Raw genomic sequence first — 16,905 nt, forward strand, 5'->3', positions numbered from 1 at the left:
GGTGTAGTTTTGACAAGAGAAAACTATGAAAAGATGACCTTAGCAGAGTTAAAGGAAATTGCTAAGAATTTAGGCATTAAAAATATAAGTAAATTAAAAAAATTAGAATTAGTAGATGAGATAATAAAAATTTCACCTAATAGAATTGAAAAAGATGGAGTAGTATTAGTAGAAAAAATTGCTCCTAAACTGAAGGCTGTAAATCAAGAAGTGGATATAACACAAGAACAAGTTAATGAAGAAAATAGGGAAGAAAAAAAAGAAAGACTTAAAGTAATGATAAATGAATCAGGTTCTGCCAAAGGTGTATTAGAAGTTCAAGAAAATAATAACTTTGGTTTTTTAAGATGTGATAATTATCAAACAGGAGAAAATGATATATATGTATCTCCGTCTCAAATAAGAAGATTTAACCTTAAAACAGGAGATGAGGTTCAAGGGAAAGTGAGAGAAGCTAAAGAGGGAGAGAAATTTAAGGCTCTACTTTTTGTTGAGAAAGTAAATGGTGAAGATCCTAACAAAGCTATAGGAAGAAAAGCTTTTGAAACTTTAACGCCTATATATCCTAATGAAAGATTACATTTAGAAAGTAAAGATAGAAATGACTTATCTTCAAGACTTATGGATATAATATGTCCAATAGGTAAAGGGCAAAGAGGTATAATAGTTGCGCCACCAAAGGCTGGTAAAACAACTTTATTAAAGAAGGTAGCACAAAATATTTCACGTAACTATCCAGATGTTAAACTTATAGTTTTATTAATAGATGAAAGACCTGAAGAAGTTACGGATATGAAGAGATCAATAGATGGGGATGTTATCTATTCAACTTTTGATGAAGAACCACAAAACCATATTAAGGTATCGAGAATGGTATTGGAAAGAGCTAAAAGAATGGTTGAACAAGGTAAGGATGTAGTTATACTTTTAGATAGTATTACTAGACTATCAAGAGCTTATAATCTTACTATAACACCAACAGGAAGAACTTTATCTGGAGGTTTAGATCCAGGGGCATTAATAATGCCAAAGAAATTCTTTGGAGCAGCTAGAAATATAGAAGAAGGTGGATCATTAACTATACTTGCTACAGCTTTAGTTGAAACTGGATCAAGAATGGATGATATGATATTTGAAGAATTTAAAGGAACAGGAAATATGGAAGTTCATTTAGATAGAAAGCTTCAAGAAAGAAGAATATTCCCAGCTATAGATATTTATAAGTCAGGAACAAGAAAAGAAGACTTATTGTTAAGTGAAGCTGAAAAAGAAGTTGCTTTTGCTATAAGAAGAGTTATGTATAGAGATGGAAATATAGAAACTATAACTGAAAATCTTATTAATATGCTTTCTAAAACTAAGGATAACGAAGAATTTATTTCAGTATTTCCAAAAAGTGATGTGTTTAAAAAGTAGTTAGGAATTAAGAGTAAAAAGTTAAAGTTATTGATCATAGAACAAAAGTTGAAAAATGTCCAAAGTGTCGAAGAAAAAATATGGGTAAACTTCCTGAAAGAATAACTAATACAGTTCAATATGGTGAAAAATAGGTAAAAAATTGGTGAAAAAGCTATACTAAAATATTATATAAATAGTGTTAATAAATCATTTAAGACTAATAATTAATACGAAAACAATATATCAAACAAAAGCCTTAACAGTATATAGAAAATATATGTTAAGGCTTTTGTTTGTAAAAATACTTTCTATATTTATAGCGTAGGAGCTATTAATAATACTATTTAGATAAAAAATAGTGATATCAAAGTTTTTTTGATAGAATTAAGTAATTTATAAATAAAAGGATATTTCAGATAAGCTATTATTAAGTTTAGAAGAATTTGCTGCAAATATAAGGAGTGTAGAACATAGCGATGAATATACAATAGTAAGATTTTCTATTAGGAAAAGTACATTAACTAGAAAGGTTAATAATTATAGTGAAGAATGCTAAATAGAGCTAAAGGTTAAGAATATTTATAAAGATGTTTTAAGTTCTGTTAATGACTTCATTTCAAGAAATGAAAATAAAGGGGATGTAGGTACAGAAGATAATAATAATAATGTAGTTGTAAATCAAGAAAAACCTAATCAAGAAGAACAAAATAAAGAGGAAATAAACCCAAGTAAGCAAGAGTCAAATAATGAAGGTTCCTCAAACTCTAATGCTAATAAGTTACCTGCAACAGGGGGAGGATCTGGACTTGCTACTATAATTAAAGGTAGTATGTTAGCACTATTAGGATTATTTATAAGAAGACGTAAGGATTTAGATAAATAGAATTAATAAAATAGTTAGTAAATCAAGTATTTCTATAGTTTCGACATAATAAAAATTATTGGATTTAACCAGATTAAATAGATATTATAAAAAGTCTAAGCAACGTTAAGAAGATAATTTCTGTAATTAACAGGAGTCATCTTCTTTTAATTTCATTGAGACCTATAATTATTATGATAGTCAATATAATCACCTATTTCTATCATTTCTAACTTTTTTAATAATACATTCTCAGCTTGCAAAAGGTTTATCTTTGATTGAAGTTTTTCATATTTTTTCAACAGATAACCCCTTCTCATTAGTGCTTTCAGTATTTTGGGTTTCTTCAATAATTGTTTGATATTAAAACTATTATATAATATTAAAAAAGATATATTTATTACAAATTACTACAAATTATGAGTATATAGCTATGTTAAAATTATTATGAAAAATTAATAAAATGGTATATAGGGGGACTTATAATGAAAAAAAGGTTTTTACAAGTTTTGGTAGCCACTTTTATCTTAACATCATCAACGATAAGTATGGCTAATGCATCACCAAGTAATAGTGGGTTTATTACAAATAGCTTCAGCAAGGGGGATAAATCTACCTATGTAGATTTTGAATCTACTAAAGATAAAAATAAAAGTGATAATGCAGAATTATATTATGAGTTTAAACAAGGAAACATAAGCAAAGATTATTACTTACAAAAGTCAAAGAATTTATCTAGTGATGAATATGAAAAGGAATTTATTTTATCAGCTAACACGTTTTTAGATGAATCAATTGAAAGAAGTAATGAGCAACTTTCTAATGCTTATTTAGAGAAGATTAAAAACACTGGTAACTATACCAATGTTAATTTATTTTCAAGGGCTGCTAGCGGAATGATAGAAACTTTACTTCAAGTTCCACAGGAGCAAGACTATTACTGTGGGCCATCTACAGCAAAATCTATAATTTCTTCAAGGAGCTCCAATCCTTCACAAAAAACTTTAGCTCATAAGGATTGGCTAGAAACAGATGTATGGGGAAATACTCCATGGTGGGTTGGAGGTAATGCAGATGGATATAATCCAATGCAATATACACTAAACAAATATCAAGGAATAAACTATTATAGTATTTATGGTTCATCGGTTACTGCATCAGGATTAAAATCTAAAGTAGTATATTCTATAGATAGAGGATATGGGATAGCTGCAGATATATGGGAGGTTCCAGGTGGTTCGTATCTTCCAGGACATCCAGCAGGATATGAAATATTCCATTGGGTTCCAATAGATGGTTATTATAATTATGGAGATACTATTCATTATGCTGAGCCTATATATAATGCTTCTTCAGTAAGTTGGTATCAAAATATAAAGAATCCATACTATAACGTATCTCTTTCTACAATGGCTAATGTAACTGATGGTAGAGGGATCGTATGGTAATATAAAGAATATATTAAATAAGGATAGTTACTAAGATGAAAAAATATAAAATAATTATTACATTAATTATAGTTATAATTTGTTTATACATTATATATAATACAGACTTTGCTAATAGTAAGAATGATATAGAAGTTAAGAATACTTTAAATAAAAGTATTCTTGAAAGTGAATTATCGTTTAATAAAATATTAGGAGAATTAGAACAAGACATTCCTTGGTTACCTTTAGGAGTTTCGGATGATGGTATTATATATGGATATACTGGTAGAAATGAAAATAGTAAGTATAATTTATTAGCTTATAATATGGACACAAGTACTAGTAATATAATTCATGAAGTAGAAAATGATTTAAGGCCAGTTTTACTAAAAGAAAATAATAAATATATAGTTTGGATAGAAGGGGTTTATCAATATGAAAAGCAAGGTACAAGAATAAAATTATGTGATAAATCTACTAATGAGATAGTTACAATATTTGAAAGTGATTCTTTTTTATCTCTAGATTCAAGTCCACTATCTTTGGGGAATGATTTTATTTTGTGGGTAGATTATGAATATAAAGATAATATGATGTATCCATTAATAAGAAAATATACTATAAGTACTGGTGAGACTTCTGTATTTAAAGAAAATGCTACGAGTCCTGTAATATTAAATAATTGCATAGCCTATATTACTGAGGATATATATAATCATAATTCATCAGCTGTATGTATAGAAAATATAGAAACTAATGAAGTAAGACAAATAACTAATAACAAAAAGGTTCTTTATATAGAAGGGGATAACGAGTCTTTAGTTGTATCATCTGTAGATTATGATAAAAAATATTACTTAGATGTATATACGAAAAATAAATTAATTACTATTCAGGCTAATAATGATTATTCATATGATTTCCCTAAAATTAGTGAGAGGTTTATATCATGGCAAGAGCTTGATAAAATACAATTTTATGATAGAAAAAATGAACAAGTTATCAATATAGGGGACCATTCCAATATAACTACTTGTAATATAAGCGATAACTATATTATTTACACAACACCGGAGTTATCTTTAGAAACTCAAAAAGAGTACGCAGCTATACATGGTATGGTACTATCTAATATTCATATAGTTAAATAAAAAAACTTTCAAGTAATAACTGTATAAAGAGTAAAAAAGCAATTTTGTATTGTCTTTTTACTCTTTATTATTTAAGTATCAAAACTTAAGAGTTGAGATAGAAGCTATTGTTAGCTCCTATGCTGTTAATTGTAAAAATCTAGCGCTAGCTAGATTTTTGCATTTAATATATTTAATATTAGTTAAAAATTAAGACTTTCTCTTTTTGTATACATATTAATTAGTGTAAAAATTTTAAAATAAAAAGAAAACAGGAAAGATAAAAATCTTTCCTGTTGATCAAAAAAAGTTAAATTACTTGTTAAGACCGAATTTCTTGTTGAACTTATCAACTCTACCGCCGATATCAACGATTTTTTGCTTACCAGTGAAGAATGGGTGGCATTTAGCACATATATCAACTTTTAATTCTTCCTTAACTGATCCAGTTGTGAAAGTGTTTCCACATGCGCACTTAACCACAGCATCGTGATGGTAATTTGGATGTATGCCTTCTCTCATTATGATTCACCTCTTTCGAAATTTAAGTATCATTAAACGACATATTTAATGACTAATTGAGTATAACATAAGGGGTAGAAAAGGTCAATGATAATTAAGGGATAAAACATCTTTTTAATAATGGCTTAAAATGCTATAATCGATATATAACTATCGAAAAAGGAGACGAATTAATGAGTAAATTATACTTTAGATACGGAGCGATGAATTCTGGAAAATCGACTAACTTAATGCAGGTAGCACATAACTACGAAGAGCGTGGAATGAATGTAGTATTAATAAAACCAGCTACTGATAAAAAAGGTGGAGATAAGTTAGTATCTAGACTTGGAGTAGAAAGAAAAGTTGACTTAGTAATAAATAGTGATATGAATATATATGATGAAGTTAAAAAATGGAATGATGATAAATATAAAATTAATTGTATATTAGTAGATGAAGTTCAATTTTTAAAATCATATCAAATAGACCAATTATTTGAAATAGCTGTCGGATTAGATATACCTGTAATATGCTATGGATTAAGAACGGATTTTAAGATGCAAGGTTTTGAAGGTAGTACAAGATTATTACTATTAGCTCATAGTATTGAAGAAATGAAAACAATTTGTAAGTGTGGAAGAAAAGCTGTCTTAAACGGAAGAAAAATCAATGGTAAGTTTGTTTTTGAAGGAGAACAAGTTGCTATAGATTTAGTTGATAATGTTGAATATGAATCATTATGTGGACATTGTTATATAAAATATAAGAGCCAAAAATAATTTTGAAAGAGTGATGATATGAGAAAATGTGATGTTGGGGGTCAAGCTGTAATAGAGGGAGTTATGATGCGTGGCTCAAAAGGATTAGCTACAGCAGTAAGAACTCCAAGTGGTAAAATTGAAGTAGACATGAAAAGTGTCAAACCATTGACTAAGAGATATAAATTTCTAAATATACCATTTATAAGAGGAATATTTATTTTAATAGATTCTTTAATAGTTGGAATTAAAACTTTAAATTATTCTGCTAGTTTTTTTGAGGAAGATGAAGAAGAGTCTAAGTTTGAACTTTGGTTAAAGAAGAAGCTTGGTGATAAGGGAGCAAATGACTTAATAGTTACTGGAACAATGATGTTTTCCCTTTTGTTATCTGTAGGATTATTTGTTGGAATTCCGACAGTATTAGCTTCTATATTTAAGAGCTTTGGATTACATCCAATAGCATTAAATTTAATAGAATCTGTGATAAGGGTAGGAATTTTAATCTTATATATGTATTTAGTTAGTAAGTTAGATGATATATATAGAGTTTTTCAATATCATGGAGCAGAGCATAAGACTATTTTTTGTTATGAAAATGAAGAAAAATTAACTGTTGAGAATGTTAAGAGATATAGCAGATTTCATCCAAGATGTGGAACTAACTTTTTATTTTTAACTATGTTTGTTAGTATAATAGTTTTTTCGTTAACAGGATGGGGTGGAATTATACAAAGAATAGTTCTTAGAGTTTTACTAATGCCATTTGTAGCAGGAATAACTTATGAATTAATTAAATGGCTTGGAAAAACAGATAGTAAATTAGGAAAAATAATAGCTTATCCAGGATTAAAGTTACAAGAGCTTACTACAAAAGAACCTGATGACTCGCAAATAGAAGTAGCTATAGCATCTTTATTAGCAGCAGAAGGAATTGAATATAAAAAGAAAATTGGAGAGTTATTACAAGAAGGATCAAGTATTTTAAAGGAAGCTGCAGTAGATACTTATATGCTTGATTCACAATTATTATTAGGAAAAGTCATAAATAAAGATAAGTTATACTTAATTACTAATAGAGATAAAGAGATAAGCAAAAAAAATGAAAAAGAATATTTTGAGCTTATTGAAAAAAGGAAAAATAAAATGCCTATTAAGTATATTTTAAAAAGTGCCGAATTTATGGGATTAGATTTTAATGTTGAAGAAGGGGTATTAATACCTAGACCAGATACTGAGATATTAGTAGAAGAAACATTAAAGTATATTCCACAAGATGAGAGTATGAATGTTTGTGATCTTTGTTGTGGAAGTGGTGCTATAGGTATAGCATTAGCAAGTTTTAGGAAAAATATAAATATTGACCTAATTGATTATTATGATACACCAATGAAAGTAACTGAAAGTAATATTGTTAAACACAACTTAAAAGATAGAGCTAAGTTTGTAAAAAGTGATTTGTTAAAGGTAGTTATTAATCAGAATAAAAAATATAAGATATTAGTTTCAAATCCACCATATATAAAAGATGAAGTAATTCCTACTCTTATGGATGATGTTAAAGATTATGAACCACACACAGCTTTATCAGGTGGGGAAGATGGATTAATATTTTATAGAAGAATAATTGATGAAAGTTCAAAGGTTTTAGAAGATGATGGAATACTTGCTTTTGAAATTGGTCATGATCAAGGTGAAGAAGTTAAAAAGTTAATGATAAACAGCGGATACAGTGATGTAAGAATAGTTAAAGATTTAGCTGGATTAGATAGAGTTGTAATAGGAACTTTAAAAAGTTGATAAAATTACAATTACTATGATATAATACTAAAATGTGAAAAATTAGAGTATGGAGTGATACTATGTTATTAGATAAATTAGCATTTACTGAAAATAAATATGAAGAACTATCAGTTAAAATATCAGATCCTTCAATAATGGCCAACCAAAGTGAGTGGAGAAAGCTATGTAAGGAACACGCAGAATTAGAAACATTAGTAACTGTTTATAGAGAATATAAAAAAGTTGTAGAAGACTTAGCAGCAAATAAGGAAATGTTAAGTGAAGAGTCAGATAAAGAGATGAGAGAGATGTTATCTGAAGAAATTTCTATGTTATCTGAAAAAGAAGCAGAATTAGAAAATAAAATTCAAATAATGTTATTACCAAAAGATCCTAATGATGATAAGAACGTATTTGTTGAAATCAGAGCAGGAGCTGGGGGAGATGAAGCAGCATTATTTGCAGCTAACCTTTTCAGAATGTATACAAAGTATGCAGAAAGCCAAAGATGGTCTGTTGAATTAATGAGTGCAAATGAAACTGATATCGGTGGATTTAAAGAAGTTGTATTTATGATAAAAGGTTCTGGAGCTTATTCAAAGCTAAAATATGAAAGTGGAGTTCACAGAGTTCAAAGAGTTCCTGATACAGAATCAAGTGGTAGAATTCATACTTCAACTGCTACAGTTGCAGTTTTACCAGAAGTTGATGATGTAGATATCGAAATCAATGATAAAGACTTAAGAATTGATGTGTTCAGAGCATCAGGAAATGGAGGTCAATGCGTTAATACTACAGATTCAGCTGTAAGAATAACTCATATACCAACTAATACTGTTGTTTCATGTCAAGATGAAAAGTCACAGCTTAAAAATAAAGAAAAAGCTATGAAAATTTTAAGAGCTAGACTTTATGAGGTAGCTGAAGCTGAGAGAATGGCTGGAATAGCTGAAGATAGAAAGAGCCAAGTAGGTACTGGAGATAGAAGTGAAAGAATAAGAACTTACAACTATCCTCAAGGAAGAGTAACTGACCATAGAATAGGTCTTACACTTTATAAATTAGATAGTTATTTAAATGGAGATATAGATGAAGTTATCAATGCTTTAATCACTGCTGACCAAGCAGAAAAGATGAAAGCTATGGGAAATACTGATTCTATGTAATAAGATTAAAAGCCTTGCATTTATAATGTAGGGCTTTTAGAATAGGTAAATAAATTATGTACATAGATAAAGCATTAAAAAGGCAGAATAAATTAAAAAAATTATTTTATAGTACTATGATATTTTTAAGTATCTTCTTACCTATGATGGTTTACTTATCAAATATAAGGTCAAAATTCATATACTTATATTTATTAATTTTAGAAATACTAATTTTTTTATCTATATTGAATAAGATTAATTTTTATAAGTTAAAATTTTCATGTTTAAATAATAAGTTAAAATTCAAAAATGGACTATTTTCAAAAGAGAATATTTTGATTTGTGATAAAATAGCTATAGTACATACCAATGATACTAAAGAAGATATGGAAATAATAATAGTTACAACTATGAAATTTAGAAATAAATCATTAAAACATATTAGCAAATCGTTTTTACAGAGATATCCAGAAGTTAATCATGAATATTTAAAGCTTAAAAAAATAAATCCTGAAGATACTTATTATTTTCAAATAATAAATAGAGGAGCTTTAAATAAGTATATTTTACTAGAAATAATATATAAAAATTGTGTAAAAGCTGTATATACAAGCCCTGCTATAGATAATATTAAAATAGCAAGAAGGCAAAATGAATTTTAAAAGAAAGAAGGTAAGTCTTGTGAAAACAAAGGTTGCCATAATAAAAGATATTAGAGATGATATAGATTATATAAAAGAAGCTGGAAGTATAATCAAAGATGGTGGAATAGTAGCATTTCCAACGGAAACAGTATATGGACTAGGAGCAGATGCATTAAATTCAGAAGCCGTAAAAAAGATTTTTATAGCAAAAGGGAGACCACAAGATAATCCACTTATAGTTCATGTTAGTTCTAAAGATTTATCAAATCTAGTTAAAGATGTTCCTAAGGTAGCTCAAGATTTAATGAATAAGTTTTGGCCAGGTCCTCTAACAATAATCTTAGATAAAAAAGATATAATTCCAGATGAAACTAGTGCAGGACTTAATACTATAGGTATAAGAATGCCTAATAATGAAATAGCATTAAAGCTTATAGAATTATCAGGAAAACCTATTGCAGCTCCATCAGCGAATATATCAGGAAGACCTAGTCCAACTGAAGTAGAAAGATGTGTTGAAGATTTAGACGGAAAAGTAGATTATATTCTAGGTGGGAATAAAAGTGATATAGGTGTTGAATCAACTATTGTAGATTGTACCGTAAATCCACCAATGGTATTAAGACCTGGCGGAATTACTCTAGAAATGTTACGAGAGGTTGATTCTAGGATAGAGATAGATAAAGCTTTGATGAGTAAGCCAAGTGATAATTTAAAGCCAAAGGCTCCAGGGATGAAATATAGACATTATGCACCTAAGGCATCTCTGAAAATAATTAGGGGCAAAAATGAAAAAACTATTGAAATTATCTCAGAAATGTTAGAGAATTATATAGATAAAAATAATAAAGTAGCAATACTAACAACAGATGAAAATGTAAGTAGATTTAATAAGGGTGAAATCATATCATTAGGTAGCGAAAAAGATTTATATCAAATAGCTCAAAATCTTTTTGAAGCTTTAAGAAAATGCGATGATTTAGGAGTTCAATATATTTTATGTCAAGGCTTTGAAGAAGCTGGGGTTGGACTTGCAATAATGAATAGGCTTAATAAAGCTGCTGGATATGATATTATAGATGTTTAATTAATGGAGGATGGGGGAACCTATCTTCCTTTTTTATAAATAAAAAATAATTAAAAATTAAGAACTTAGGGAGAAAGTTAGTAATATAGCATTATAAATTACTACTCATTCTATCTTAATTAATCATTAGAAGAAGTTGGAGGATGATTTTATGAAGATTGCGTTAGGTTGTGACCATGGTGGTTTAAATTTAAAAGCTGAGATAGCTAATTATTTAAAATCACAAAATATAGAGTTTAAGGACTTTGGTACATATACAGAAGAATCTTGTGATTATGCAGACATAGCTTTACCAGTAGCAGAAGCAGTAGTAGCTAAAGAGTATGACTTTGGTATTTTAATATGTGGAACAGGAATAGGAATTGGAATAGCTGCCAACAAAGTTCCAGGAATAAGAGCAGCACTTTGTTCAGATACATTTAGTGCTCATGCAACTAGAGAGCATAATGATGCTAATATATTAACTATGGGGGAAAGAGTAGTTGGTAAAGGATTAGCTATAGATATAGTTAAAGCTTTCTTAGGAGCTGAATTTGAAGGCGATAGACACGTTAGAAGATTAGAAAAGATAACTAAGATAGAAGAGAAATATAGAAATAACAAATAGTTAATGTAAAACCAATAATTGATATGTATATGTTAATTGTTAGTATATAAATTAGTTGATTTAATTTAGGAGGAATAAACAATGAGTAAAGTAACAGAAATGAAACACCCATTAATATCACATAAGTTGGCTTATATAAGAAGTAAGGATACAGGGTCTAAATATTTTAGGGAATTAGTTGAAGAAGTATCTATGTTAATGGCATACGAAGTAACTAGAGATTTAGAAACAGAAGACGTTGAAATTGAAACTCCAATTTGTAAAACTACATGTCAAATGTTAGCTGGTAAGAAAATGGCAATAGTTCCTATATTAAGAGCTGGGCTTGGTATGGTTGATGGAATACTTAACTTAATACCAGCAGCTAAGGTTGGTCATATTGGATTATATAGAGATGAAGAAACTCTACAACCAGTAGAATATTTCTGTAAACTTCCTCAAGACATAGCAGAAAGAGATGTAATAGTTGTAGATCCAATGTTAGCTACAGGTGGATCAGCTGCTGATGCTATAATGTTATTAAAGCAAAGAGGAGCTAAAAAAATAAGATTAATGTGCCTAATTTCCTCACCAGAAGGAATAGAGTTAGTACAAAAACAACATCCAGATGTTGGTATATACGTAGCTGCTATAGATGAAAAACTAAATGAAAAAGGATATATAGTACCAGGATTAGGTGATGCTGGAGATAGACTTTTCGGAACTAAGTAATAAAAAACGAAGCATGCGCTTCGTTTTTTGTATAAAGTACGAATGACTTTTTAAGTTAAGAATGAAAAGTTAAAGATGAAACTACTAGGTAGTTTATAGACTTATAAATATTTAAAATCAGATTAGTTAATTATATTCCTAAAGTCTTAATTCTAAATTCTTAAAGTTTAATTGAATAAATTGTTATAATAACTATTCTATTAACCTAATATATATTAAGGTGGTGTTTTTATGAAAAGAGAAACTTACTTAAAATGGGATGATTATTTTATGTCTGTAGCTTTATTATCAGGAATGAGGAGTAAAGACCCTAGTACGCAAGTAGGGGCTTGTATAGTTAATAGTTCTAATATAATCGAAAGTATAGGATATAATGGTCTTCCTAAAGGGTGCTCTGATGATGAATTCCCTTGGGAAAGAGAAGGAGAAACATTAGATACAAAATATCTTTATGTAGTACATGCAGAATTAAATGCAATATTAAATGCTAAAGGAAAAGACTTAAGTGGATGCATTATATATGTTGCGTTATTTCCGTGTAATGAATGTGCTAAGGCTATTATTCAATCTGGAATAAAGGAAGTAGTATATTTAAGTGATAAATATGCTGATACAGATTCAGTGAAAGCTTCAAAAAAAATGTTTAGTGCTACAGGTGTTAAATTAAGACAGCTTATACCGAAAGAAAAAGATATACATTTATCAATGGACATTGAAAATATATAGATGAGAGTAATATGTTAGAATATTAAATCATATATAAAAGAGTGTTTTACATAAAAAAAGATGATGTAAAATAAATACAAAATATCCAAAATATGGTTGAGAATTAAAAGGGGCAAATGTTATAATAAAGCTATTAATTGTTAAACAATTAATAGCTTTATTGTTTATGAAATTGATGGGAGGGTATATTATGAGAGAAGTAGTAATTGTTAGTGCAGTAAGAACTGCAATTGGATCTTTTGGGGGAGCATTAAAAGATGTTCCAGCAGTAGATTTGGGTTCTTTAGTAATTAAAGAAGCAGTAAATAGGGCAGGAATAAAACCAGAATTAGTTGAAGAAGTTTTAATGGGAAATGTTATACAAGCTGGATTAGGACAAAATGTTGCAAGACAAGCATCTGTTAAAGCAGGATTACCAGTAGAAGTACCAGCTATGACGATAAATATGGTTTGTGGATCAGGATTAAGAACTGTATCATTAGCAGCTCAAATGATTAAAACTGGAGATGTAGATATAGTTGTTGCAGGGGGAATGGAAAGTATGTCTCAAGCTCCATATGCATTAAAAAGTGCTAGATGGGGACAAAGAATGAATGATGGTAAGATGTTAGATACAATGATAAATGATGCATTAACAGATGCATTTAATAATTATCATATGGGAGTTACAGCTGAAAATATAGCTAAAGAGTGGGGATTAACAAGGGAAATGCAAGATGAATTTTCTCTAAATTCACAATTAAAAGCTGAAAAGGCTATAAAAGATGGCAGATTTGTTGATGAAATAGTACCTGTAGTTATTCCTCAAAGAAAAGGAGAACCAAAGGTATTTGCACAAGATGAATTTCCAAGGTTCGGATCTACAATTGAAGGTATGGCTAAATTAAGACCTGCATTTATAAAAGATGGTACTGTAACAGCTGCAAATTCATCAGGTATTAATGATGGTGCAGCAGCAGTAGTGGTTATGAGTGCTGAAAAAGCAGCAGAATTAGGAATTAAACCAATGGCAAAGATAGTTTCTTATGGAAGCAAAGGATTAGATCCATCAATTATGGGATATGGACCTTTTTATGCAACTAAAAAGGCATTAGAAAATACAGGTTTAACAGTTGAAGATATGGATTTAATAGAAGCAAACGAAGCTTTTGCAGCTCAAAGTTTAGCAGTTGCTAAAGATTTAAAATTTGATATGAGTAAAGTAAATGTTAATGGTGGTGCAATAGCACTTGGACATCCGGTAGGAGCTTCAGGAGCTAGAATATTAGTTACATTACTTCACGAAATGGAAAAGAGAGATGCTAAAAAAGGATTAGCAACACTTTGTATAGGTGGAGGAATGGGTACTGCTTTAGTAGTAGAAAGAGAATAAGTAATAAAAAAAGATCTTACATTTTAGTAAGGTCTTTTTTTGTGGTATAGAATCTGAAAATTCAGCTAAATGAATTTTATAAATCATAAAATTAATCGGTTATTCATAAGATGAGATAGAGTTGAAAAATATAAGTAAGAGTGAATAATATAAAAATATAATAATAAAATAAGTAAAAATAACCAAACATTAGGAAATATTAAATTTTATATTAAGGTTCCAAAGAGCTATAATTACAGAAGTTATCTAAGGAGTAATAGTATATGAATAGAGAAACAAAAAGTTTATTAAAGATACTTATTAAAGATGTAATATTGATATTGGCAATAATAAATTTGATTTTGTTAGTAATTGGACATGCTATGTTAGCTTTCATATTTTCTTTAGGATTATTAGTTGCAACTATAAATTTTATACTTAGTGGAGTTATGCTTGAAAAGACTATTAATAGTAAAAAAAAGATTATTAAATATGTTTTTCCATTAAGTTATATTTTAAGAATTATAACAATAATTATTATAGCGTATCCATTTATATATAACATCGAAAAACTTTTAGCTTATGTATTAGGTTTTATAAGTTTTTTCGTAGTATTAACAATAACTTGGTTAAAAATGCAAAGGGGAGTGAGTAAATGGAGTCATACAAACCTATAGTTTCATTTAATCTTGGGGGGCTAATAATAGACATAAAACCAGAAGCAATAATACAACTAGTAATAATACTGTTTATTGGGATTTTGGCATGGTATTCTACAAAAGATTTGAAAAGTAAACCACAGAGTAAGAAGCAAGTGATTGTTGAATACTTATATAACTTAATTAAAAATGTTGTGGATAGCAATATGGGAAAGGAATATAGAGATGTAATACCTTTTATAGGTACATTGGCTATATTTATTTTAACAATGAATCTAACTGGATTAGTTGGAATAGCTGCACCTACTAAGAATTTTAGTGTAACAATTGCATTATCACTAATAGTATTTGTATTTATACAAGTTTATACAATTAAAAAAACAGGTATAAAACGTTACTTTGGCGGATATGCAAAACCAATGGCAGTTATGTTACCAATAAATATCTTAGAAAGAGTTATGCTACCTATATCTCTAGCTTTAAGATTATTTGGAAACATATTAGCTGCAACGGTTTTAGTTGAATTGGTATATAAAGCTTTATCATCATTAGCATGGATAGCCGAAATTGGATTACCAATACCTCTTCATGCATATTTTGATATATTTGATGGAGCAATTCAAATGGTTATATTTGTTATGCTAACAATGATAAATACTAAAATAACAGTTGAACATTAAGTAAGAATCTAAACTTAACATATAAGGTATATGTAATTTAGTAATTTGAATTTACTAATTTTACATGAGTAGAAAGAATTTTATTTAATAATATATAAAGATTTTAAGGAGGAATTTAATTATGGATCAAGAGTCAGTAAGAGCATTAGCTGCTGCAATAGCAGTATTAGTAGGTATAGGAGCTGCAATTGGAATTGGTAATGCAACAGCTAAAGCGGTTGAAGGTATTGCTAGACAGCCAGAAGCAAGTGGTAAGATAACAACTGCATTAATGATAGGAGCAGGATTTGCTGAAGCAACTGCAATATATGGTTTATTAGTATCAATTTTACTAATATTCGTAGGAATAAGCTAAGGGTTTAAGGTTTTAGATAATTCTCAGAAAGGAGAAAACTCATCATGGAAATAAATATAGGGGTTATACTAGCTTCAATTGTAAATACAGCAATATTATATATGATATTAAAACATTTCTTTTTTGATAAAGTTAAGGCTGTAATAAATGAAAGAGAAGAATATATAAATAAAACTTTTTTAGAAGCTGAAGAAGCTACAGAAAAAGCAAGAACAATAAGCATAGAAAGTGAAAAGAGAATAGAAGAATTAAAAAGAAAAAGTAGGAAAATAACTGAAGATGAAAAGAGGAAGGCTGAGAATATATACAAAGACATAATTGATGAAGCGAAGAAAGAGGCTGAAATCATAAAAGAAAAAGCTAGAGTAGAAATAGAAAGAGAAAAGAAAAGAAATGAATATGTTTTAAAAGAGAGATATGTTAACTTAGCAATGGAGTTATCAGAGCAATTAATAGAAAAAAATATTGATGAAGGAAAAAATAAAGAGTTAATAGATGAATTTATCTCTAAAGTAGGAGATTAAACATGTATGAATTTTTAGATAAAAGATATGCAATGGCTCTTTACGAAGTTGCGGATGAAAATGGAAAAGTTGATGAATATATTGAGACTTTAAAATTAATATGTGAGTTAATTGATAATTATGAGGAGTTTTATGAGTTTATTAAGAATCCTCAAGTTGGAACAAGAAATAAGAAAAAGGCTTTTATTAATATTTTTAAAAATAAAATTGATGAAGATTTATTATCTTTCTTATTGATCTTAATTGAGAAAGATAGAATTCTGCATTTGAGAGAAAAAGTAAATGAAATGGAAAAGATAAATCTTGAAAAAAATAACACATTAAAAGGAGTTGTAAAAACAACAATTCCACTATCAGATGAACAGTATAAATTACTGATAAATAACTTAGAGAATAAATATAATAAGAAAATTATATTAGAAAGAATTATAGATCCTAATATAATAGGTTCCATATATGTAAAAGTAGAAGATGAAGTTATAGATGGAACAATCAAATTTAAAATGGATAAATTAAGGGAACTAATGCTTGAATTAGAATAGAGGTGTT

At 28.5% G+C, this 16,905-nt stretch carries 19 protein-coding genes and 1 pseudogene; 18 read left to right on the forward strand and 2 right to left on the reverse strand.

What is annotated here, in order from left to right:
• Positions 1–9: 9 nt before the first annotated feature.
• Both rho and LQE93_RS16945 read left to right on the forward strand, forming a co-directional pair.
• Positions 10–1,416, forward strand: a complete 1,407-nt coding sequence (rho, locus tag LQE93_RS06730; protein WP_055265661.1) for a transcription termination factor Rho — start codon at positions 10–12, stop codon at positions 1,414–1,416.
• A 700-nt stretch (positions 1,417–2,116) separates the two neighbouring features.
• The gene (locus LQE93_RS16945; RefSeq protein WP_368263554.1) at positions 2,117–2,281 is read left to right on the forward strand and encodes an LPXTG cell wall anchor domain-containing protein; all 165 of its coding nucleotides are present in this window, start codon (positions 2,117–2,119) and stop codon (positions 2,279–2,281) included.
• A 95-nt stretch (positions 2,282–2,376) separates the two neighbouring features.
• On the opposite strand, the pseudogene LQE93_RS16875 reads toward LQE93_RS16945, so the two are convergent.
• A pseudogene (locus tag LQE93_RS16875) lies at positions 2,377–2,481 on the reverse strand (IS3 family transposase); the annotation flags it as partial.
• A gap of 264 nt (positions 2,482–2,745) precedes the next feature.
• On the opposite strand from LQE93_RS16875, the gene LQE93_RS06735 reads away from it, so the two are divergent.
• Together LQE93_RS06735 and LQE93_RS06740 are read left to right on the forward strand one after the other, a co-directional pair.
• Positions 2,746–3,708 (forward strand): C39 family peptidase, encoded by a 963-nt coding sequence (locus tag LQE93_RS06735; RefSeq protein WP_055265659.1) that lies wholly within the window; start codon positions 2,746–2,748, stop codon positions 3,706–3,708.
• Positions 3,709–3,743: 35 nt separating this feature from the next.
• Positions 3,744–4,841, forward strand: a complete 1,098-nt coding sequence (locus LQE93_RS06740; protein ID WP_055265657.1) for a hypothetical protein — start codon at positions 3,744–3,746, stop codon at positions 4,839–4,841.
• A 294-nt stretch (positions 4,842–5,135) separates the two neighbouring features.
• On the opposite strand, the gene rpmE is transcribed toward LQE93_RS06740, so the two are convergent.
• Positions 5,136–5,342 carry a 50S ribosomal protein L31 gene (gene rpmE / locus LQE93_RS06745; protein WP_032117239.1) on the reverse strand — a complete coding sequence of 69 codons (207 nt, stop codon included), beginning with the start codon at positions 5,340–5,342 and terminating at the stop codon, positions 5,136–5,138.
• Positions 5,343–5,515: 173 nt separating this feature from the next.
• Between rpmE and LQE93_RS06750 the strand changes: the two genes are divergently transcribed.
• From LQE93_RS06750 to LQE93_RS06815, 14 genes are all read left to right on the forward strand, one after another.
• A complete protein-coding gene (locus tag LQE93_RS06750) occupies positions 5,516–6,103 on the forward strand; it encodes a thymidine kinase (protein WP_055265655.1) in 588 nt (195 codons plus the stop codon).
• 18 nt (positions 6,104–6,121) lie between these two features.
• Positions 6,122–7,882 (forward strand): peptide chain release factor N(5)-glutamine methyltransferase, encoded by a 1,761-nt coding sequence (gene prmC / locus LQE93_RS06755; protein ID WP_231072743.1) that lies wholly within the window; start codon positions 6,122–6,124, stop codon positions 7,880–7,882.
• Positions 7,883–7,944: 62 nt separating this feature from the next.
• Entirely contained in the window at positions 7,945–9,030 is a 1,086-nt protein-coding gene (gene prfA, locus LQE93_RS06760; RefSeq protein WP_055265651.1) for a peptide chain release factor 1, read from the forward strand.
• Positions 9,031–9,347: 317 nt separating this feature from the next.
• Positions 9,348–9,674 carry a hypothetical protein gene (locus LQE93_RS06765; RefSeq protein ID WP_231072744.1) on the forward strand — a complete coding sequence of 109 codons (327 nt, stop codon included), beginning with the start codon at positions 9,348–9,350 and terminating at the stop codon, positions 9,672–9,674.
• 19 nt (positions 9,675–9,693) lie between these two features.
• The gene (locus tag LQE93_RS06770) at positions 9,694–10,743 is read left to right on the forward strand and encodes an L-threonylcarbamoyladenylate synthase (RefSeq protein WP_186838706.1); all 1,050 of its coding nucleotides are present in this window, start codon (positions 9,694–9,696) and stop codon (positions 10,741–10,743) included.
• Between the two features lie 151 nt (positions 10,744–10,894).
• Positions 10,895–11,350, forward strand: a complete 456-nt coding sequence (rpiB, locus tag LQE93_RS06775) for a ribose 5-phosphate isomerase B (RefSeq protein WP_055265647.1) — start codon at positions 10,895–10,897, stop codon at positions 11,348–11,350.
• Between the two features lie 81 nt (positions 11,351–11,431).
• Entirely contained in the window at positions 11,432–12,061 is a 630-nt protein-coding gene (gene upp, locus LQE93_RS06780; RefSeq protein ID WP_231072746.1) for a uracil phosphoribosyltransferase, read from the forward strand.
• Positions 12,062–12,292: 231 nt separating this feature from the next.
• The gene (locus LQE93_RS06785) at positions 12,293–12,787 is read left to right on the forward strand and encodes a deoxycytidylate deaminase (protein ID WP_231072748.1); all 495 of its coding nucleotides are present in this window, start codon (positions 12,293–12,295) and stop codon (positions 12,785–12,787) included.
• Positions 12,788–12,977: 190 nt separating this feature from the next.
• Positions 12,978–14,159, forward strand: coding sequence for an acetyl-CoA C-acetyltransferase (locus LQE93_RS06790; protein WP_055265641.1), 1,182 nt, complete (start codon positions 12,978–12,980; stop codon positions 14,157–14,159).
• Between the two features lie 263 nt (positions 14,160–14,422).
• Entirely contained in the window at positions 14,423–14,815 is a 393-nt protein-coding gene (locus tag LQE93_RS06795; RefSeq protein WP_055265639.1) for an ATP synthase subunit I, read from the forward strand.
• A complete protein-coding gene (locus LQE93_RS06800) occupies positions 14,794–15,477 on the forward strand; it encodes a F0F1 ATP synthase subunit A (protein ID WP_231072750.1) in 684 nt (227 codons plus the stop codon). The genes LQE93_RS06795 and LQE93_RS06800 overlap by 22 nt, the downstream gene beginning before the upstream one ends.
• A 121-nt stretch (positions 15,478–15,598) precedes the next feature.
• Positions 15,599–15,832: an ATP synthase F0 subunit C gene (gene atpE / locus LQE93_RS06805; protein WP_032117250.1), complete on the forward strand. Its 234-nt coding sequence runs from the start codon at positions 15,599–15,601 to the stop codon at positions 15,830–15,832.
• Positions 15,833–15,876: 44 nt separating this feature from the next.
• Positions 15,877–16,356: a F0F1 ATP synthase subunit B gene (locus tag LQE93_RS06810; protein WP_186838676.1), complete on the forward strand. Its 480-nt coding sequence runs from the start codon at positions 15,877–15,879 to the stop codon at positions 16,354–16,356.
• Between the two features lie 2 nt (positions 16,357–16,358).
• On the forward strand, positions 16,359–16,898 hold the full coding sequence (locus LQE93_RS06815) for a F0F1 ATP synthase subunit delta (protein WP_231072757.1): 540 nt from the start codon (positions 16,359–16,361) through the stop codon (positions 16,896–16,898).
• Positions 16,899–16,905 lie beyond the last annotated feature (7 nt).

Origin of the sequence: Clostridium sp. NSJ-145, assembly GCF_021044725.1 — a bacterium.
Lineage (GTDB): Bacteria > Bacillota > Clostridia > Clostridiales > Clostridiaceae > Clostridium > Clostridium disporicum_B.